This is a genomic window from Anaeromicropila herbilytica (assembly GCF_016591975.1).
In the GTDB taxonomy this organism is placed as follows: Bacteria; Bacillota; Clostridia; order Lachnospirales; family Lachnospiraceae; genus Anaeromicropila; species Anaeromicropila herbilytica.
In genome coordinates this window covers 3,618,441-3,638,140 of record NZ_AP024169.1, presented here as the reverse complement: position 1 = coordinate 3,638,140, position 19,700 = coordinate 3,618,441, and the positions used below count along the sequence as shown (strand labels likewise).

The 19,700-nt window shown below is 31.3% G+C and carries 20 protein-coding genes and 1 pseudogene; 15 read left to right on the top strand and 6 right to left on the bottom strand.

Annotated elements, in window-relative coordinates; all coding sequences use genetic code 11:
• Positions 1-7 precede the first annotated feature (7 nt).
• The 3 genes from bsdtb5_RS15740 (at position 8) to bsdtb5_RS15730 (ending at position 2,902) form a co-directional block, all read left to right on the top strand.
• The gene (locus bsdtb5_RS15740; protein WP_271712923.1) at positions 8-1,864 is read left to right on the top strand and encodes an ATP-binding cassette domain-containing protein; all 1,857 of its coding nucleotides are present in this window, start codon (positions 8-10) and stop codon (positions 1,862-1,864) included.
• A gap of 205 nt (positions 1,865-2,069) precedes the next feature.
• A complete protein-coding gene (locus tag bsdtb5_RS15735) occupies positions 2,070-2,480 on the top strand; it encodes a nucleotidyltransferase family protein (protein WP_271712922.1) in 411 nt (136 codons plus the stop codon).
• Complete coding sequence (locus bsdtb5_RS15730; protein WP_271712921.1) at positions 2,477-2,902, top strand: HepT-like ribonuclease domain-containing protein; 426 nt, start codon at positions 2,477-2,479, stop codon at positions 2,900-2,902. Before bsdtb5_RS15735 ends, bsdtb5_RS15730 begins: the two co-directional genes overlap by 4 nt.
• A 360-nt stretch (positions 2,903-3,262) precedes the next feature.
• Here the strand turns inward: bsdtb5_RS15730 and bsdtb5_RS15725 are convergent, their stop codons facing one another.
• The 3 genes and pseudogenes from bsdtb5_RS15725 to bsdtb5_RS15715 all read right to left on the bottom strand — a co-directional run bounded on the left by bsdtb5_RS15725 (position 3,263) and on the right by bsdtb5_RS15715 (position 4,933).
• Positions 3,263-3,808 (bottom strand): GNAT family N-acetyltransferase, encoded by a 546-nt coding sequence (locus tag bsdtb5_RS15725; RefSeq protein WP_271712920.1) that lies wholly within the window; start codon positions 3,806-3,808, stop codon positions 3,263-3,265.
• A gap of 85 nt (positions 3,809-3,893) precedes the next feature.
• Positions 3,894-4,135 (bottom strand): annotated as a pseudogene (locus tag bsdtb5_RS15720) (hypothetical protein); the annotation flags it as partial.
• Between the two features lie 33 nt (positions 4,136-4,168).
• Entirely contained in the window at positions 4,169-4,933 is a 765-nt protein-coding gene (locus bsdtb5_RS15715) for a DeoR/GlpR family DNA-binding transcription regulator (protein ID WP_271712919.1), read from the bottom strand.
• Between the two features lie 292 nt (positions 4,934-5,225).
• Here bsdtb5_RS15715 and bsdtb5_RS15710 point away from each other — a divergent pair, with 292 nt between their 5' ends.
• Complete coding sequence (locus bsdtb5_RS15710) at positions 5,226-6,014, top strand: HAD family hydrolase (protein WP_271712918.1); 789 nt, start codon at positions 5,226-5,228, stop codon at positions 6,012-6,014.
• 194 nt (positions 6,015-6,208) lie between these two features.
• On the opposite strand, the gene bsdtb5_RS15705 is transcribed toward bsdtb5_RS15710, so the two are convergent.
• Complete coding sequence (locus tag bsdtb5_RS15705; RefSeq protein ID WP_271712917.1) at positions 6,209-6,844, bottom strand: TetR/AcrR family transcriptional regulator; 636 nt, start codon at positions 6,842-6,844, stop codon at positions 6,209-6,211.
• Positions 6,845-7,124: 280 nt separating this feature from the next.
• Here bsdtb5_RS15705 and bsdtb5_RS15700 point away from each other — a divergent pair, with 280 nt between their 5' ends.
• On the top strand, positions 7,125-8,798 hold the full coding sequence (locus bsdtb5_RS15700) for an MFS transporter (protein ID WP_271712916.1): 1,674 nt from the start codon (positions 7,125-7,127) through the stop codon (positions 8,796-8,798).
• 130 nt (positions 8,799-8,928) lie between these two features.
• A complete protein-coding gene (locus bsdtb5_RS15695) occupies positions 8,929-9,387 on the top strand; it encodes a YdeI/OmpD-associated family protein (RefSeq protein ID WP_271712915.1) in 459 nt (152 codons plus the stop codon).
• Between the two features lie 72 nt (positions 9,388-9,459).
• On the opposite strand, the gene bsdtb5_RS15690 is transcribed toward bsdtb5_RS15695, so the two are convergent.
• Positions 9,460-10,134: an ABC transporter ATP-binding protein gene (locus bsdtb5_RS15690; RefSeq protein ID WP_271712914.1), complete on the bottom strand. Its 675-nt coding sequence runs from the start codon at positions 10,132-10,134 to the stop codon at positions 9,460-9,462.
• Positions 10,127-11,284: an ABC transporter permease gene (locus bsdtb5_RS15685; RefSeq protein WP_271712913.1), complete on the bottom strand. Its 1,158-nt coding sequence runs from the start codon at positions 11,282-11,284 to the stop codon at positions 10,127-10,129. Before bsdtb5_RS15685 ends, bsdtb5_RS15690 begins: the two co-directional genes overlap by 8 nt.
• Positions 11,285-11,501: 217 nt before the next feature.
• Here bsdtb5_RS15685 and bsdtb5_RS15680 point away from each other — a divergent pair, with 217 nt between their 5' ends.
• From bsdtb5_RS15680 to bsdtb5_RS15640, 9 genes are all read left to right on the top strand, one after another.
• A complete protein-coding gene (locus bsdtb5_RS15680; protein ID WP_271712912.1) occupies positions 11,502-12,398 on the top strand; it encodes a cobalamin-dependent protein in 897 nt (298 codons plus the stop codon).
• A 63-nt stretch (positions 12,399-12,461) separates the two neighbouring features.
• Positions 12,462-13,706 carry a UV DNA damage repair endonuclease UvsE gene (gene uvsE, locus bsdtb5_RS15675; protein WP_271712911.1) on the top strand — a complete coding sequence of 415 codons (1,245 nt, stop codon included), beginning with the start codon at positions 12,462-12,464 and terminating at the stop codon, positions 13,704-13,706.
• 138 nt (positions 13,707-13,844) lie between these two features.
• On the top strand, positions 13,845-14,906 hold the full coding sequence (locus bsdtb5_RS15670; protein ID WP_271712910.1) for a tetratricopeptide repeat protein: 1,062 nt from the start codon (positions 13,845-13,847) through the stop codon (positions 14,904-14,906).
• A 24-nt stretch (positions 14,907-14,930) separates the two neighbouring features.
• Entirely contained in the window at positions 14,931-15,464 is a 534-nt protein-coding gene (locus tag bsdtb5_RS15665) for a metalloprotease family protein (protein WP_271712909.1), read from the top strand.
• A 168-nt stretch (positions 15,465-15,632) separates the two neighbouring features.
• Positions 15,633-16,139 carry a GNAT family N-acetyltransferase gene (locus bsdtb5_RS15660; protein ID WP_271712908.1) on the top strand — a complete coding sequence of 169 codons (507 nt, stop codon included), beginning with the start codon at positions 15,633-15,635 and terminating at the stop codon, positions 16,137-16,139.
• A gap of 107 nt (positions 16,140-16,246) precedes the next feature.
• A complete protein-coding gene (locus bsdtb5_RS15655; RefSeq protein ID WP_271712907.1) occupies positions 16,247-17,161 on the top strand; it encodes a GNAT family N-acetyltransferase in 915 nt (304 codons plus the stop codon).
• A 190-nt stretch (positions 17,162-17,351) separates the two neighbouring features.
• Positions 17,352-18,104 carry a MerR family transcriptional regulator gene (locus tag bsdtb5_RS15650; protein WP_271712906.1) on the top strand — a complete coding sequence of 251 codons (753 nt, stop codon included), beginning with the start codon at positions 17,352-17,354 and terminating at the stop codon, positions 18,102-18,104.
• Between the two features lie 103 nt (positions 18,105-18,207).
• Complete coding sequence (locus tag bsdtb5_RS15645; RefSeq protein ID WP_271712905.1) at positions 18,208-18,942, top strand: ABC transporter ATP-binding protein; 735 nt, start codon at positions 18,208-18,210, stop codon at positions 18,940-18,942.
• Entirely contained in the window at positions 18,929-19,672 is a 744-nt protein-coding gene (locus tag bsdtb5_RS15640) for an ABC transporter permease (RefSeq protein WP_271712904.1), read from the top strand. The genes bsdtb5_RS15645 and bsdtb5_RS15640 overlap by 14 nt, the downstream gene beginning before the upstream one ends.
• Positions 19,673-19,700: the final 28 nt, after the last annotated feature.

The following is a 19,700-nucleotide window of genomic DNA, read 5'->3' as shown; positions in this document are numbered from 1 at the left end:
TAACAATATGATAAAAGTTGAAGAATTAACTTATTCTATTTCAGACAAGGAATTATATAATGATATTTCATTTACAATAGAAGCTGGTCAACACTGTGCATTGATTGGAACAAGTGGTACTGGGAAAAGTACCCTAATTGAAATCATTCGGAATCCAGAAAGATACACATATGATGGAAAGCTAGAAATAACACCGAATTCTAGAATTGGATTCGTAAGTCAATTCTCACAAGTAAATAACACAAGTGAAATGACGGTGTTCGAATATTTGTCCGAAGAGTTTATGAAGATGCAAAATGAGATCACTTCTATCTGTGTGGAGATGGAGACTTCATCAGATCTTGATAGTCTGTTGGAAAGATATCAACAAGCATTTGATACATTTCAATCAATGGATGGGGATAATTTTGAAAGTAATATTATGAAAGATTTAAATGTTGCAAACCTAGGTAAGCATAAAGATCAGATGTTATCAAAACTTAGTAGTGGTGAATTCAAATTAATTCAAGTAATTAAGGAATTGCTTACCGCTCCTAACTTAATGATTATGGATGAGCCAGATGTATTTTTAGACTTTGAACATCTAAATGCTCTGAAAGATCTAATTAATTCACATCAAGGTGCTATGCTAGTAATTACTCACAATCGTTATCTACTAAATCATTGTTTTAATAAGATCCTTCACTTAGAAAATACGGAACTTCAAGAATATGATGGAAGATATATTGATTATAATTTCTCATTACTGCAAAAGAAGATCGAATTACAAGAACAAGCGATTGCAGAAGAAGAAGAGATTGAGAGAAATAAGGAAGTAATTGATAGATTAAGAGCGGAAGCAACTTATTATACCTGTGCCTCCAGGGGAAGAGCCCTAAATGCAAGAGTATCACTTTTGCAAAGATTAGAAGCAAATCGTATCAAAGAACCATTTGTATATATTAAGCAACCAGAGATTCATTTTGCATCTGATAATGAGATGGAAGCTGAAGAAAAAGAAGAAGTAAAAGTTCAAATTAATGATGTATTAAACAGTGAAATAAAAGAAGAAGTAACTAGTGAACTTCAAGAAGTGGCTAGTGAAGTACAAAATGAGAAAAAAGATGAAATAGTAATAAAAGTTACAGATTATAGTGTTTCGTTTCGTGAAGAGCTTTTAAGAAATGTTAACTTTGAAATTGAAAGTACGGATAAGGTTGCCCTAATTGGTCCAAATGGTACTGGAAAAACTACATTACTAAGAGATATCTATAAGAATAATCATGCTTCAATTGAGATATCTGAGAATGCGAAAGTAGCTTTTCTATCTCAGCTTCAAGGCGAGACGTTAAATGAATCAAATACGATTAAGGATGAATTCATAGAAGCTGGTTTTCAGACGTATGGTGAGATTCAATCATACCTTAACGATTATGGTTTTAAAGATGATTTCATGAATCAAAAGATAGAAGCATTATCTGGTGGGGAAAAGAATCTTCTGCAATTAGCAAAAATAGCAGCGAATAAAACAAATGTCTTATTATTAGATGAACCAACGAGTCATCTAGATACTTATTCTCAGATTGCATTAGAAAAAGCAATCGAAGAATATAACGGTGCGATTCTCATGGTGTCCCATGATTTTTATACGATTGCAAATTGTATGGATTATGTGTTACTCATTGAAGATAAGACCATTCGAAAAGTAAGTATTCGTAAATTCAGAAAGATGATTTATGCGAATCATTTTGATAAAGACTATTTAGAAATCGAACAGAAGAAACATGAAGTTGAAACGAAGATTGCTGTAGCATTACAAAAGAAGGATTTCACAAAAGCGAAAGTATTATGTGAAAAATTAGAAGAGTTGATAAAATTGTTATAGAATAGGAATCTTAATAGACAAGCTGTTGAAATAAGTTATAGTATTTCAACAGCTTGTTATTCTAATTTTATGTTTTTATTATAATTAGATTTATCTTGATTTATTGTCAATAAGAAATAATGATGGATTCACTTAATTTTGTTTGATATTCTATACAAGTAGGGTATACTAAAGTTAGAAAATTCTAGTAAGGAAGGTGTAACTTGTGGCTGATTATATGAATTATTTGAACCATATTACCAAAGAAATGTGGGAAGATATTGCTGAACAACATAATCTATACAGCATTATAGTTTTTGGTAGTATCGTAACGGAAGATTTTCATGAGGAATCTGATATTGATTTTGCAGTCATAGGACAAGATATACTGACACTAGATGAAAAATTGCAGATTGAATTGTGGTTAGAAAAACAATTAAATCGTCAGATTGATGTAATTGATTTAAAAGATCCAAACCTAGATATTTTTGTTAAGATTCAGGCACTTAATAACGGAATATCTATTTATACAAGCAATCAGGACGTTGCACTTAAGCTATGTATAGAGGAAACAGAGTTCTTTTATAGAATCAATGAATCCTTTTATGCAAGGAGAAGAAGGGAGTTATTGTCATGAATGAAGACCGTTTGTTAGCAGTAATAGCAGATATGTCAGAGAGCATTGAACAGTTAAAGCAATGTAGAATTATTCTCGAATCAAAGGAAGAGGATGAGACCAGCATATTTATTACATATGGTCTGAAACAATTATTTGTTGAATCTTTTATTACAGTTGAGGATTTTACATCTATTATGCTCAAAGAGTTGAAACGATTTAAGATAGGAATAGATATGAGACAAGGTCTTTCTATATTATTGGAGAATCATATTATTGATGAGAGGCAAAATGATTTCTTAAATGCAGCAAGACTACTAAGAAATCGCATATCACACAGATACAAGGAACCATCAAGGGAAGAATTGATGGCTTTCGTTAAAAATCAGGAGGATTCATTTGACGAAATATTGACAGTCATGAAAAGACAGTTAATAAAATAAGTAATTTAAAAGTAATTTCAATTACATTAGTATGTTTAGTAATAATCTATTTATACGCAAGGATAAATTCAAAAAAAAGAACGGACATGCATATCAATATGTTATACCAAGAGTGGAATACAGTCATTGATCCTGAATTAGAATATAATGATTTAAAAGATATTAAGGATACTTATGAGGCAATTAACGAGAAATAAAATTAATCGATGCAGGCTTGTTTTATCTTTTATTTGAATTTACTAGCTTAAAAATTAGGCTATGTTTTATTATGATGTTGAAATATAGCGTAAAAAATTATAGGTGGGATTGTCCACCTATAATACTCAATAAAAAGAATATTGCCACTTAACTAAAATCTGTTCAATTCTTTCTTACGAGATTAATAGTTATAAAGCCAAACGAAAACCTTCTAAACAAATTTTTATACTCGCCTTCCGAAAAATTGGCACTATTCTTTGTAATTAAAACATCATAAATATCTTTTTTATCATACAAAGTATAGCCTGTATCTTGAAATCCATTATTATAATAGAATTTCTGTCTTTTTAATCTTTGCTCAAAATTATCATATTTTTCACTTACAGTTTCAATATTTAAGACAATACTATTCTCTTGGTATGCTTTCTCAATCCAATCTAAAATACCAGCACCATACCCTTTTGACCTAACCGATGAATCTGTTGCTAAATATAATACAAAAGTCATTTTTTTATAATGTATTAAATAAGTAAATCCACAAAATACATTTTTGTCATAAAAGGAATAGAAATCTACGCATTTTCTAAGTGACATTAAAACAAGTATCCATATTGGTAATTTTTCGTTTTCGGGAAATGCTTGTTGATATAGTTTTTTTATACTTCTAAAAGATTTCGATTTTATGATAACTTTTTTTGCTGTTATCATTTATATTATCTTCTGATAAATTATTAATTGTTTATGTAGTATATAATACTTACTTCGTTATAAATTACTATTGCTATTTTCTTCTTTTGCGAGGGTGCCTTGGCATGTTAGAAGGCTTTGTACCCTTAAAATTTTCTGCAAAGAATACTTCATCTGCTTCAACGACACCATAAATGTATTAGAAAATCTAAATTCTTTAACTTCTTGTTATACTTGGCTTACTTACGAACCTAAGACAAGAAATTTCTCTAAAGTTGATAGTATTTGTTCTTTCTGATGTAATGGTAAATTTTCAATATCATTTAATATAGACTTCGCATTTGGCATAATGCAACCTCCTAAATACTTATTAAATCTATATTATATTAATTTAATATCATATTGATTCAACAATGTAAGGATAGCATCATTTGGCTTGGATTCGGTAATTATTCCATGAAAATCAGAGATATTAGCAAAGTTATAAATACTATCTAGGCTGAATCTTTCATTAGATGCCAATAGATAAACTTCTTTTGATATACTCATTATAGCTTTTTTAGTGCCCGCATCTTCTGAGATAGCAGTACTAATCGTATTCGCTGCTAGATTTATTCCAACACACCCAATAAATGATTTATTGCAACTATATAGTTTAATCTGTTCATTAGAATAAAATCCGATATTTCCACCAACAAAAGTATTGTAGTTTCCACCTATAAATATTACTTTCATCTTTAAATCCATATGAAGTAAAGAAGCTGTTTCAACCATATTTGTGATTAAAGTAACCTCCCTGTTATTCTTTATCAATAGCTTAATTAGAAGATAGGATATACTTGAGACATCTAAAAAGATTGTATCGTTATCCTGAATTAACTGATAAGCTTTCTCGGCAATGACTTGTTTTAAATCAGTGTCTTTTTCAAATCGTTTAAATAACGATTCACAGTTGGCAATGGATCGTTTTATATTAATCGCACCACCGTAAGTTCGTTGCAATAAGTGGTTTTTCTCTAGAGCTTGAAGGTCTTTTCTTATCATACTCTCACTAACTTTAAATTGCAGACTTAAGTCTTTTACTAATACTTTTCCATCACGTTCTAACAATTCTAAGATATGTTTATGGCGTTCTTCTATAAACATAGAACCCTCCTGTTTATTCTCGTTTTATACTATTTTAACAAAAAAGAATTTGAAGTGCAATTAAACTATTCATAATTGAGAAGAATTGCGTTGACAATTGATAATAAATTTACTAGAATGAGAATGAATGATAATAAACGATACAAAGTGATATTAAAATTACATGTAATTGATTGTATACCAAACTTGACTAGATAATTACGAAACTTGAATTATTGTTTCTTAAATTCAACCAAGTAAATAGTTTCGCATAAACCAAAATGATAATTCATTTCTGAAAGGAGCAAATGATATGAGAAAAGCAATATTTTTTGATATTGATGGAACTTTATTGGATTGCCTAAATGGAATAACAGATATTACACCTAGGGTAAAAAGAGCGATACGTGAATTGCAAGCAAAAGGAAATTATGTATTTATTGCGACAGGAAGACCATATGCTTTCTTAAATGATAATATACATAAAGCTGGCTTTGATGGATTCGTACTAAATAATGGTGCTTGTGTACAAGTGAATGATAAGTTTATATATAAAAGCTATCTAGATAAGAAGAAAGTTAGAGAAGTAGTAGACAATTTTGAAAAGTTTGGAATTGAGTACATATTGCAAGGTCAAACTAATTCTTATATAAAAGCGGAATATAAAGATTTACATAGATTGTATGATGCTTATAATATGCCTAAAAAATATTTGAAAGGAAATTATAATCTTGATGAGATCGATGTCTATAAGACTGAAATGTTATGTAAAGATCAATCGAGTATAGATTATTGCTTGTCCCTAGATAATGATCAGTATGATTATGTTTATGATAGTGAAATGGGATTTTTCGAATTATATTCTAAGTCAAATAGCAAAGCTACCGGAATACTAAAAATATTAGAATATCTTAATATTCCAATTGAAAATAGTTATGCCTTTGGCGATGGTAAAAATGATATTGAAATGTTATCAACGGTAGGATGTGGAATAGCAATGGGGAATGCCAAAGATTATGTAAAAGGATATGCGAAAATGGTTACCGATACCGTTCAAAAGGACGGGGTAGCCATAGGAATTGAACGATTTATTATGGTATAGCTAAGAAAACTCATATCGATGCTTTATAGAGAGAAGTAGATGTGTTAAGGAAGCAAATAGAACATGTATTTACAAGAACTATCAATGCTAATGGGAATTGAATAGGAACAAAAAAGTAGCATATCTATAGGAAATGCTACTTTTTTTGTCGTGTATTGAACGAAGCTAGACCGTGCTAAATAGTTTGAAAGAGTTTAGATATCGGCTAAATTTTGAAGTAATAGATACAGAATATCAACAGCTTGTTCAATGTATAAATCAATATCTTTAATTGTTTTATCATATAAGATTTGATGACAGACGTCGTCAATCAGAAGATTACAGTAATGGAGGAATATTTCAAAAGCCTCATCATTCTTAAAGGGTATGGATAACATATTTAGTATTTCTCTTGTTCTCTCTATTCGCTGTCTATCATTTTCTTCCCTTATGTCAGAAATATCTTTATCTAAAAGTGTAAGTGCCGTCATATCATCATGAAATAGTTTTGAAAAATTATGATGTTCCATCATAATTTTAATAAATATTTCAAAGAGCTTTTTTACCGATGCAACATCTTGAAAATTCAAATTGTTATTCTGCTTCCAAAATTCAACGGTAGGCTGAACAATGTTGTTTGCAATTCTTTTTAAGATTTCGATATAGATATCTTTTTTATCGTTAAAATAGGAATAAAGAGAACCTGTTGCTACATTAGCTTCTTTTGCAATATCAATGGTAGTAACATTGTAATATCCTTTTTCATTAAAGAGCTTAAAAGCTGCATCAATAATCTTTTCATACTTTTCAAGAGACCTTTTTTGAGTAGGTATTCTCGTTTTTCTCTCCATATTACGATTAAGTCCTTCCTTTTTATGATTCGATTCATTTAATTTCTTTTTATACTTGTTAAATCATAAATGAAATAAAAAGAAAAGTCAATAACATGAAAGTAACTTCATGTTATTGACAAGAGAAATTTATTGTGATAATATGTGAATGCGAAACCAGATTCATGTTTATAAATGTAACTGCAGGCATTGTAAACATAAACTAGTGGAATGAAAGAACGTACGATATTATTCGCATATCTCCCTGACAAAAAAGATTTAACAATGAAAGGATGGAATTATGAAAATTTCTAAAAAAATTTTAGCGTTTATTGCAATAGACATAGCATGTTTCCTAACTGTATTAGATAGTACCATCGTGAATGTTTCCTTGCCAAGTATGGCAAAGCATTTTAACACAAGCACAACCGGTATTTCTTGGATTAGTACAGCATATTTAATAGCATTTTCTGCATTATTGATTAACTTTTCTAAAATAGCTGATATCTTTGGTAGAAAGAAGTTATTCTTAATCGGACTAGGAGTATTTGGAATATCATCAATATGCTGTGGATTAGTTGATTCGTTATCAATGCTAATTATTTTTCGAATTATTCAAGGAGTTGGAGCAGCCATTCTAACACCTTTATCTATTCCATTAGGTATAGAATTATTTGGAAAAAATGCTATGGGTAAACTATCGGTTGTTATTGGAATGACAATATCAATTTCAGCTGCTTCTGGCCCAGTACTTGGTGGTATATTAAACGAATGCTTTAGTTACCGAGCAATATTTTATGTAAATATACCGTTCGTAATTATTGCACTGATTTTTGGCGCTTTATACATCAAAGAATGTTTTGATGAAACAATAGAGAAAAAGATTGATTTCATAGGTTGTATACTTTTAGCTTTAGGACTTGGAACATTTACGTTCTTCCTAGTAAAGGGAAATGACTATGGATGGAACAGTTCTAAAATCATATCCTTAATTGCTATATCAATTCTTTCTATCATTGTATTTATTATATATGAAAGAAAGATTACGAATCCAATGTTTGAATTTAGTTTGTTTCGAATCAGAAGCTTTACAGCCTCCATCATATTAATTGCAGTATTTTTCTTTGCTTATATGCCAATATCATATTTATTAAATTTTTATTTTGAAAATACACTTGGATATTCTGTTTTAAAGGCTGGTCTTTGGATGGGAATTCCAAGTTTAACAGCACTTTTGACAGCACCATTAATGCCTTTCGTATATAAGAAGTTATCAGCAAGAAAAGTGTCTTTGATTTCTGTACTAATTGTAGTAGTAGGAAATTTCATGTTATATTTCATGAATAATTCAAATCATATATTACTCATTTGTATTGCTCTGATTCTACTAGGAGTTGGAGTTAGAATAACGACCATACTGTACCAAACTACTTATGAAGAAGTATCCAACGATAAGAATGGGATGGCTTCTGGAATTCAAAATAGTTTTAGACAATTAAGTGCTTGCATTGCAATTGCATTAGTATCTACTTTAAGTAGTCATTTTACAACAGATGCAATACATAATACGAAAGTAAAAATAGTTCAGGAGATTCATAATGACTCCGTATTGCAGAAAGAAGTTAAGGACACATTCATTACAGCAATTAATTGTTCAACATCTCAATCAAGTAGTAATTTTTCAAAAGAAGATGTTCATAAAGTATTTAAGAGTCAAGAGAAAGTAGCATTAGTAAATGTTACAGGAAATAATAAGGAGTTCGTGATTAAAAGTTTTGAGAAACAAGAAAATGAAGTAGAGCAATTACTTGGTCATATAAAGGATATCAAGGAGAAGGAGAGCTATAAGGTGTATAATAAATGCTTTCTAATAACAGGGCTCATTGCAACGTTAGGTTTATTCGTAGTACCATTTAATCGAAAGAAAGATAGAATTGATGTTTGTGAAAATGATAATGGTTGTTTAGAATCTTAAGCACTTCGTTAATTATTATCTCTGTGATTGCATAAATTTACCTACTGTTTTACTTATCTAGTTTTATGTTATACTAATCCTATTAGTTTAGATAGAATAAATGGGAATAGTTGAAGAAGGAGAGAATTCATTGAAACAGGAATATAAAGCAATCATAAAACAACATGAAAAAAATAATGCTGCTTATATAGAACCACCTTTTGACGTTAATGAGGTATTTGGTTCAAAACGTGTGAAAGTGAAAGCCAACTTTGATGGAATCGAATATCGTGGGTCAATTGTAAGAATGGGCGATTGTTATATGATAGGTTTAACAAAAGAGATTCGCAAAGCAATAGGAAAAGATTATGGCGATGAGATATTAGTAACGTTGGAAAAGGATGAAGAAGAGCGTATTGTAGAACTTCCAGAAGATTTTGAATTATCTATGAACCGAAGTGAAAAAGCGATTACTACATTCCACTCTTTTTCCTATACTGCCAAAAAGGAATATGTTAATTGGATTACCTCAGCAAAACGTGAGGATACTAGAAAGGAACGTATCACAAAAGCAGTTGAATTATTATCAGAAGGGAAAAAATTAAGATAAATAGAAAGACGAAGACTTAGCATAAAAGGCTAAGTCCTCGTCTTATTTGTGCGTATAGGGTAGAATTACTTATTAATTAAGGATTCTACCATCTTGAATCTCTATTACACGATCTGTTTTATCTGCAATTCTTTTATCGTGCGTAATAACAACGAAAGTTGTTTTATATTTTTCATTGATCTCTCGCATTAATTGATAGACCGTATCAGTAGTTTCAGAATCAAGATTGCCAGTAGGTTCATCAGCTAAGATGATTTTAGGGTTATTGATGAGGGCTCTCGCAATCGCTGTTCTTTGTTGTTGGCCACCAGACAGATTGGTGGCAAGATTATGTTTGACCTTTGATAATCCAACTAGATTAATAAGTTCATTAGCTCGATCAAGGGTTTCCTTTGAAGGTTTTGATGTATATATCTGATATGGCATAAGTATATTTTCAAGTACAGTAAATTCAGGAAGAAGATGATGGAATTGAAAGATAAAGCCTAAAGTCTGATTCCTTAATCTTGCTAGATCATTCTTTTTCATATCATTTGTTCTTATTCCATTTATGATGACGTCACCGTTAGTAGGCGTATCTAATGTACCCATTATATTAAGAAATGTACTTTTACCACTGCCAGAGGAACCGATAATAGAATTAAAGCTTCCTTCTTCAATGGATAAATTGATGTTATGAAGTACTTTTGTTTGTATTGTTGTTCCATATATTTTTGTTATATTTGATAAGGTTATAATATCAGCCATTTCGAATCACCTCGATTGGATTAAGTTGGGAGGAACGTTTCGCAGGTATTAATGCCGCAAACATAGAAGCAATAATTGCAACCATTACAGAGAATAGGATGAAGCTATAATTGAAAGTAAGAGCAACGATTGGTGTTCCATCTGGGTTTGTTACAAACGTGGAGAAGGAGAATCCCAATAGTAGGCCAAATAATACTCCTAATATAGAGCCGATAATTCCAAGTAAAAGTCCTTCAAAAAGGAAGATAAGACTTGCTGTTTTATCTGTAATTCCCATTGCTTTAAGAATACCAATCTGCTTTGACTTCTGTATTACAGTAATTGCAAGAACACTTGCAATTGCGAGTGCAACCGAAACCAAGACAAATACTTGAATAATGATACTTGATATACTTTGACCATTTAGTCCACTAAGCAAGCTTTCATTCTGTGATTTCCAATTTTCAACCTTTAATCTAGAGGATAAAACATTAGATAAACGATCCGCTATTTGATCCGCTGCAAATACATCTTTTACTTGCATCTCAATATTAGTAATGGTATTATCACCACCAAACATATGTTGAGCAGTATCCAACGTAGTAATCATCCATGTCTTATTCAGAGATGATACTTTTAGATCATAGAATCCTGTTACTTTTAATGTATACTCCTGGCCAATATTAGTGTTGATTGTGAGTTCATCTCCAAGTTTAATTCCTAATTCTTTTTGTAGTTCTTTACCAATGATAGTTTCACTATTTCTCTTAGGTGCTTTTCCCTCGTAGATTTGTTCTTTCACATGGTAAATCTTACTCGCAGTGTTAAGATTCAATCCACGAATTAACACAGAGTAATTTTTGTTATTAAGATTGATTAGAGCTGGACTATCATAGGATATAGATACATTCGTAATATCTTGTGATATATGAGTTATCTTATTTATGATCTGGTTGTAATTTGATATTCTATTATCCTGATTTTTAGAGATAACCGTAATGTGAGAGGAATTACCAATGGTCTTATTAAGTAGATTCTTTTGAAGCCCTTGAATTAAAGATCCAATGAATATTTGTACAGAAACACCCACCGCAATTCCTAACACAATTAAAAGTGTTTGACCTTTGCTTGATTTTAAGAATCGGACGGCTATTTTAAAGGAAAAATTCATATAATATACTCCTTTTTATAATGATAATAATAACAATTACTATTTATGATATCATAATACTACACAGTACGAAATAAATCAATAAGAAAATATAAAATATTGAATCATATACACAATATGTGATAAAATAAAATGCAATACAAGTTCTAGACAATTATAAAATCTTTAGATTTCACAAATATAAAAATTAGATAGATTATTGGAAAGGAGCGCTAGAATGAATTATGAGATCTCGAAAAGACTAAAAGAACTTCGTAGGGACAAAGGATTCACTCAGAAAGAAATAGCGAATGCTTTAGGGACAGCTCAAACTACGGTAGCAAATTATGAGCAAGGAATAAGAGTTCCAGATATAGATAAATTAATTATGTTATCAAATATCTATGAAGTTACTTTAGATGAACTACTAGGTAGAAACGAACAGAATATGTTAAGTGATAAAGAACGCAAAAAGGTAGATATTAATTGGGATAGGGAAGCGAGTGAATATATCAATTACTTAATGAGTGGCTCCAAGCTTGAGGCCAGAAATCAAATTTTAAAAATCTATAGAGTAGTTAATAATATAGAGAATATTTATAAGAACATATTCGAAAAAGCATTAAAGGATGTGGGACTCTTATGGGAAAAAGGTCAAATAGAAGTATGGAAAGAGCATTATATATCAGAAGTTATACTTGAAATGATGAAAGAAATAAAAAATAACGTAGAAAAGAGAAAAAGTAATCATATCAAAATCATAACTATGAATGCAGGAGCAGAACTTCATAATATAGGTATACGTATGATTAGTGACCTGTTAGAAATCGATGGATGCGATATTATATATTTAGGTTCCAATATACCAGTGAACAGTGTTCTTCATGCTATTACGGAAGAACAACCAGATTATATAGCAATATCTGTTACAATGCCAGGGCATATGGATGCGGTTACTAATATGATACATGCCATATCGTCTCATAGAAAGAAAGCTCCAAAGATCATTGTTGGTGGAAATGCTTTTCAATTCCTACATGATGTATGTGAATTAACAGGTGCTAATTATTATTGCAAAGATATCAAAGAAATTAGAGAAGTAATAGGTATAAGTAATGAACTAATAATGAAATAAATCTAGGACAGAAAAAGTATTCTAGTTTGGTAAATTATATTATGAAGAAGAGGGGGTATCATAATGGCATTAGAGAAAAGAATCGGTTATGCATGTACTCCGATATCGATTCCATATAGAACATCAAAAAGTTTTATGTTAAAAAATTTTAATGATGAAATATTTAATGATTGTGTAAAAAATAACATAAAGAATCTATATCATATTTTATCGTGGAATGTGGACAACAGAATTCAGATGTTTCGAATTAGTTCCGACATTATTCCATTTGGAAGTCATCCAGTAAATCAGATAAAGTGGTGGGAGTTATGGAAAGAAGAACTTCTAGAATGTGGAGAGTTTGTAAAAAAGCAACGAATCAGGGTATCCATGCATCCAGGACAATATACGATATTAAATTCACCAACAGAACAAGTAGTAATCAATAGTATTGCTGATTTAGAATATCATTGTAGATTCCTTGATAGTATGGAAGTTGATTATACGAATAAGATTGTATTACATGTAGGCGGAGTATATGGTAATAAGGAAGATGCAATGAATAAGTTTATCCACAATTTTGATAGGCTATCGGATTCATTAAAGAGGAGATTAGTAATTGAAAATGATGATAAGAGCTATACGATTGAAGAAGTGCTCTACATCTGTGACAAAATCCAAGTACCTGCTGTATTTGATAATTTACATCATGAACTAAATCCGTGTTCCCTTAGTCAGAAGGAGATACTTGGTGCAGTGACTAGTACATGGAAGGCCGAGGATGGGCCAGCGAAGTTTCATTATTCGGAACAGGATATGACGAAGAAGGGTGGATCCCATTCAAAAAGCGTAGATACGAGAAAATTCTTAGAATATTATGATAGTATCAAAGATATATCGGCTGATATTATGATGGAAGTAAAAGATAAAGATTTATCTGCAATAAAATGTATACTTTCGATTGATGATCAAATTCCAGTGTCAGCAAGAACGAATCAATGGGCAAAATATAAGTATTTGATTATGGAAAAAAATTATTCCTATTATAAAAAATGTAGTCAAATGATTAATTCAAATCTACCTATGAAAGATATTTATATTTACATGGAGGAATGCCTAAAGAGTCCTTTTGATGAAGGAAGTTTTCGAAATACAGTAGAACATGTCTATGGGTATGTAAAAGAGAAAGTTACTAAGAAAGAGAAAGAAAATTTTAGAGAGTTATTAGAGAATCCCAAGGATAATCAGAAAAAGATTAAGAAGTATCTGCAGAAATTATGCATAAAGTATGATATAGATTATATGAATCAATCCTATTACTTTTTATAGAACGTGTAAATATGAATAAACTTTGAATGTTCTATGGGAATAGACCAAATCATATTATAATTTTAGTAAGAATGTAGCATTGAAAAAATAGTCGAGTTTTGGTATAATTTGCAAAAATGTTATATAAGGGGGAAGTTTGTGAATAATGATAATTGGTACCAGGAACAGTTTTTTAATGATGAGTTCGATTATCCAAGATGTGAAAACTGTGGTAATCCTAAGATAGAAGCTGGTTATGAGATGAAGTTATGTAAAGAATGCAGAGAGAAACTTTATCGAAAGCCATATCCTATCTTGATTAAGCTACTTGGGGTTGCCATAGTAGCAGTTGTAATCATAGCGTTGATTCATTTTCCATCAAGTCTCAATGCAGGAATCGCTTATGAGAGAGGATTACAAGCTGAGTCAGAAGGTAAATATGTTACAGCAATGAAAGAATACAAAAAGGTTGTGAAACGATTTCCAGACTCCACAATCGCCTTAGCTAGCCTCTTTGTTACAAGTTATCAAAATGGAGAAATCGATGACCTTAATGCGTTGTATGATAAATTAGAAGGAGAAGAAATAACAGATGATAGCTTAGTGGATAAAGTAAATAGAACTGTCGATTGTTGGAATAAATATTATTACATTTCCGATGAATTAGATAACATACTTCAAAAAGCTAAGAATATGGATAATGATAAAGCCATTTCATTATTTCAAGAATATATGAATAAGAATCCAGAAGATATCAGTTCAGCTACTTATTATTATGGCATTCTACTTTATGATATCGGTGAATTACAGAAAGCAAAGAAAGTGATAGAAGGAGCCCTTAAGAGTAATCCTGATAATTATGAAGGACAACTGTTACAAGCCGAGATATATAGTGAAATGGGTGAGTATCAAAAGGCGACAGATTGTTGTAATTATGTACTTAAACATAATGTAGAATACAGTTACGCATATGATACTCTAGCTAGAGTTGAACTGATGAATCATGAGGATAAAAAAGGGCTAAAGACGGCTAGGAAGGCTTTTCAATTAAATCAAAAAGATTCTGGTATTGTAGCTACCCTAGCAATTGCATATCATTATAATCATAATACAAGAGAAAGAGATGCTATGCTTAAGAAGTTTAAAAAGTTTAAGGATGATAATACCTATGATCTAGATTTAATGGAAGGTATCTTTAGTGGAGATTATCAATGGCGCTAATAATGAGTGGGAGGACATAAAAGAATGCTATCTATCATAGGTTATCTTGTATCGATAATCACATTTCCAGGGGTTATCGTTCACGAGGCAGCACATCAATTATTTTGTAGGATTAATAAAGTTGCAGTATTGAAAGTATGCTATTTTCAGTTTCAGAATCCATTTGGATATCTAATACATGAAAAACCAGACAAAGCATACAAAAATGTTCTGATTGGTATCGGACCTTTCTTTGTTAATACCATAATAGGAGCAATCATAGCATTGCCAGGAGCGATTCCAGTAATTGAGTTTGAAACTGGAAACTTACTAGAATATTTTCTGATCTGGCTAGGGGTTTCCATTGCTATGCATTCCTTTCCAAGTATAGGGGATGCTAAAAATATATGGAAATCTGTTTGGAATAAAGAGACTGGAATCTTATTAAAGATTATAGCGACTCCGATTGTAGGATTGATCTATTTAGGAGCAGTAGGTTCTATTTTATGGTTGGATTTAATATATGGAATTGCGGTTGCAATGTTTGTTCCGAATCTACTTGTTATGATATTCGCATAAGAAAATACATAAAATTATATTAATGCTTAAGAGAGAAGGAGAGTCCAAGGAGAAACTCCTTCTTTTATCATATTAATATATGTTGAGAGAGAAAATTGACCACATCAACCAATGGTATTTTGGTAACAATATTAAGTAATTGTGAATCTACATATAAAGGAGAAGGCAATGGAATTTAGAAAATCTGTTGAAACAGATATCAAGAATATCATGAATATTATTAATCAGGCGCAAGATTACTTTAAAGAACAAGGTATTAACCAATGGCAGAATAATTATCCGAATGTAGAAACAATAAGGAATGATATAGCGCAATGTCATAGCTATGTACTATTAAAAAAGAATCAAATTGTGGCAACTGCAGCCATTTCTTTTGATGGAGAAAAAACATATCATGAAATATATGAAGGTGAGTGGATTAGTAATCAGGACTATGCAGTTATTCATAGAATTGCAGTTAATAATGATTATAAAGGATTGGGTTTAGCTTCTGAAATCATTAAAAATGTTCAGATACTTTGTTCAGAAAGGCAGATATTCAGTATTAAAATAGATACTCATGAAGAAAATATATCCATGCAAAACTTACTTAAGAAAAATGGGTTTCAATATTGTGGAGTAATTTACTTAGAGGATGGTAATAAAAGAATTGCTTTTGAGAAGATATTGGATTGATTATATACGTCGTAATATTTATAATAAAAGTAATTACAAAAAATGGTTTTCTTATTTAGTATTAATGGAAGTACACAGAAAAGATGGCTAGAGGGAGAGCAAATTTCATGAGAGTAAGAACAATTCAGTTAGAAGATATAGCGCAATACGAACAGATTGGAGTAGAGGAAGGAAGAAAGTCATCACTTAATCTACAAAAGTGGTTAGACACGGGCAGGACTAGTCTAGATTGGTGTTTTGTTATCGAATTGGACGGACAATTTTTAGGAAGAATTATTTACGGTATTTTTGAAGAAGAGCCCTATGATATAAAAGTATGGCAAATAAAACTAGCAGATACTGAGGGTGGTCTTTTGAATATTGGAAACAAGCTCCTTGCTGACAGTATAGAAATCCTAAAAGAGAAGGGCTTTAATACAGTAGAGTATCATCTTTATTCAACAACACCAGAGCTATTTGAAACTTTTCAATCCATATTTAAAACTCATGGTTTTCAAATTGTTCAAGAGAAGAAAAGCTTTGAGACTAATCAAGTGAACAATATAGACAAAGCTAAGAAATTTGAGTATAAAACTTTGAAAGAAGTCGGCGAGAAGGTATTTATAGAAGCTATTGAATCGGTTACAGAAGGTACTTTAGACAGGGAAGACGTTATGAGCATTAAGTTACATGGTTCCAGAAAGGCAGCTACTTTATACTTCGAACTGTTAAAGGAGATTGACTTCAATGAGACTTGGTGGAGAATAGCTTACAATGAAAAGAAAGAAATGATTGGACTCGTTGTTCCTCAAAAGTTTAGTGAAGAGGAAGGAGCTATTAATTACATAGGTGTTACACCAACTCAAAGAGGAAATGGTTATGTTAGAGAGCTATTATGGGAGGGGGCTCGAATTATGATAGAGGATGGCATTCAAAACATAATGGCAGATATTGATATTCAAAACTATCCATTAGAAAAAGCGTTAGAACAATTGGGGTATCAGTGTAGTCGTTCGGAATTGGTATTAAAGTTGGAATTATAGATTAAGTTGCCGTATTAATTGACATATAGCAAGTGGTCCAATGATATTAAGTATGAATTCTGTTTCTGTATCATGATTAACATGAAGTCTGATTTATAGTAATCTGAACGGACTAGCATAAACCCTCCATTAATACACCAGACTTAGATATAATATATAATAATATTAAAGATTGGAGGTGTGTATGCATATGCAGAATTATTATACAACAGCAAATATAGCTAAAATAATAGGGATACATCCCAATACGGTACGACTTTATGAATCATTGGGTCTCATTACAAAACCTGAAAGAAAACAAAATGGGTATCGTATCTTCACGAATCTGCACATAGAGCAGTTAAAGATTGCACGTCTAGCATTTGAAGTAGAGATCTTACAGAATGGTTTACGTAAGCTGGCGGTAAAGATTATTAAAACTTGTGCAGAATGTAATTATACTGAGGCTATTAGTCTAACATTACGATACTTGGAACAAGTGCAAGAGGAAAGGAAAAGTGCAGAAAAAGCAATCAAAATTGTTGAACAAATAATTGATGGCAAAAGCGAAGCACCTCAACAAATATGCATGACTAGAAAAGAAGCAGCTGATTATCTTAATGTCACCATTGATACCTTACGTAATTGGGAGATGAATGGATTAATAACAATCAAAAGAAAGAAGAATGGTTATAGAGTATATACGGAGCAGGATCTTCAACACTTGACCATTATCAATTCATTAAGATGTGCCAATTATTCACTTTCTGCAATCTTGCGTATGCTTAGCACTTTGTCCGTAAACCCTGAGGCTAATATTAGAGAGGCAATCGATACTTCTGATAACTACGATGATATTATAACAGCTTGTGATAACTTGCTTACGTCCCTAAATCATGCTGAGAATAATGGGAAAGAAATCTTAATTCTTTTAACTAATTTAAACTCAGTAACTAAAACATAACTTTTGTGATTCAAATTAATATTTTTAACCCTCCACTTTAACATCAGACTTAGCTCTGGTGTTATTATTTTGTTAAATTTTAAAAAGGAGGTTTAAGAAAGTCATGGAGACAACAATAAAAGTAGAAAATCTATCGAAATCATATGGTAGCTTTTTAGCTGTATCAGACTTAAATATTTCAGTTGAGCGAGGAGAAGTCTTTGGACTTCTTGGTGCTAACGGGGCAGGTAAAAGTACATCCATAGAATGTATTTTGGGAACGAAAAAAGCGGATAGCGGAACAGTTAGTATACTTGGTATGAATCCAGTAACAGAACGTAAAAAATTATATGAACAGGTGGGAGTACAATTTCAGGAAAGCAATTACCCAGATAAGATTACGGTATCAGAACTCTGTATGGAAACGCAATCCCTATATAAAACATTCACTGATTATAAGGAATTATTAAAGCAGTTTCATCTGATGGAAAAAGAAAAAAGTATGGTAAGTGAGCTCTCAGGAGGTCAAAAGCAACGACTGTTCATAGTATTAGCTCTAATACCTAATCCAGAGGTGGTATTCTTAGATGAATTAACTACTGGGCTTGATGTTGAAGCTAGACGAGTGGTATGGAGAAGCCTTGATGAACTAAAAAGAAAGGGATTAACAATATTTCTAACTTCGCATTATATGGACGAAGTAGAGGTTCTATGTGACCGAATAGGAATATTAAGAAAAGGAAAAATGGTCTTTTATGGTACTGTTCAAGAGGCAATCCAGTCAAGCAATTGTACAAAGTTAGAAGATGCTTATCTTTATTATACAGATCAGGAGGGATTGAATTATGAAAGCATTTAGAACGATGTTAAAAACGGAATTAAAATTATCAATTCGTGGTATGGATATGATCATTTTTGCAATAGTGTTTCCAATCGTAATGGTCATTCTTCTTGGAATAATCTATGGTACAAAACCTGCATATGATGGGGCAGATTATACTTTCTTAGAACAATCTTTCGGAGCAATCTCAACAATTGCAATATGCGCTGGAGGTGTAATGGGGTTACCTTTGCTTATCTCAGATTATAGGCACAAGAAAATATTAAAGCGATTTAAGGTTACACCATCTAGTCCAATATTAATCTTAGCGGTACACCTTGTAATCTATACTATTTATTCAGTGGTTTCGCTAATATCGGTATATATATTAGTTAAAATATTTTTTCATTCTGACTTTAATGGCTCGATATTCGGCTTTGTGGGAAGCTATGTTCTAGTGATACTTAGTATGTTTAGTATTGGAATGTTGGTTGGTGGAGTAGCACCAGATGCTAAGACAGCAAGTATTATTGCCAGTATCTTATATTTTCCTATGCTGATGTTTTCGGGTGCTACATTGCCATATGAAGTGATGCCAGATACTTTGCAGAAAGTGACCGATTTCTTACCTCTAACACAGGGAGTAAAGTTACTAAAGGCAACATCATTAGGATTGTCTATTGATAATATTGTAATTCCAGTCGTTTCGATGAGCGTACTTGCCATTCTTTGTATCAGTATATCAATTAAGTGCTTTCGTTGGGAATAATTAGATTAAATAACATATTCAAAATAAT

Excerpts from the sequence above, each read along its gene's own strand:
- bsdtb5_RS15740 (WP_271712923.1), top strand. The coding sequence starts at position 8 with ATGATAAAAGTTGAAGAATTAACTTATTCTATTTCAGACAAGGAATTA.
- bsdtb5_RS15730 (WP_271712921.1), top strand. The coding sequence starts at position 2,477 with ATGAATGAAGACCGTTTGTTAGCAGTAATAGCAGATATGTCAGAGAGC.
- bsdtb5_RS15725 (WP_271712920.1), bottom strand. The coding sequence starts at position 3,808 with ATGATAACAGCAAAAAAAGTTATCATAAAATCGAAATCTTTTAGAAGT.
- bsdtb5_RS15715 (WP_271712919.1), bottom strand. The coding sequence starts at position 4,933 with ATGTTTATAGAAGAACGCCATAAACATATCTTAGAATTGTTAGAACGT.
- bsdtb5_RS15710 (WP_271712918.1), top strand. The coding sequence starts at position 5,226 with ATGAGAAAAGCAATATTTTTTGATATTGATGGAACTTTATTGGATTGC.
- bsdtb5_RS15705 (WP_271712917.1), bottom strand. The coding sequence starts at position 6,844 with ATGGAGAGAAAAACGAGAATACCTACTCAAAAAAGGTCTCTTGAAAAG.
- bsdtb5_RS15700 (WP_271712916.1), top strand. The coding sequence starts at position 7,125 with ATGAAAATTTCTAAAAAAATTTTAGCGTTTATTGCAATAGACATAGCA.
- bsdtb5_RS15690 (WP_271712914.1), bottom strand. The coding sequence starts at position 10,134 with ATGGCTGATATTATAACCTTATCAAATATAACAAAAATATATGGAACA.
- bsdtb5_RS15685 (WP_271712913.1), bottom strand. The coding sequence starts at position 11,284 with ATGAATTTTTCCTTTAAAATAGCCGTCCGATTCTTAAAATCAAGCAAA.
- bsdtb5_RS15680 (WP_271712912.1), top strand. The coding sequence starts at position 11,502 with ATGAATTATGAGATCTCGAAAAGACTAAAAGAACTTCGTAGGGACAAA.
- uvsE (WP_271712911.1), top strand. The coding sequence starts at position 12,462 with ATGGCATTAGAGAAAAGAATCGGTTATGCATGTACTCCGATATCGATT.
- bsdtb5_RS15665 (WP_271712909.1), top strand. The coding sequence starts at position 14,931 with ATGCTATCTATCATAGGTTATCTTGTATCGATAATCACATTTCCAGGG.
- bsdtb5_RS15660 (WP_271712908.1), top strand. The coding sequence starts at position 15,633 with ATGGAATTTAGAAAATCTGTTGAAACAGATATCAAGAATATCATGAAT.
- bsdtb5_RS15655 (WP_271712907.1), top strand. The coding sequence starts at position 16,247 with ATGAGAGTAAGAACAATTCAGTTAGAAGATATAGCGCAATACGAACAG.
- bsdtb5_RS15650 (WP_271712906.1), top strand. The coding sequence starts at position 17,352 with ATGCAGAATTATTATACAACAGCAAATATAGCTAAAATAATAGGGATA.
- bsdtb5_RS15645 (WP_271712905.1), top strand. The coding sequence starts at position 18,208 with ATGGAGACAACAATAAAAGTAGAAAATCTATCGAAATCATATGGTAGC.
- bsdtb5_RS15640 (WP_271712904.1), top strand. The coding sequence starts at position 18,929 with ATGAAAGCATTTAGAACGATGTTAAAAACGGAATTAAAATTATCAATT.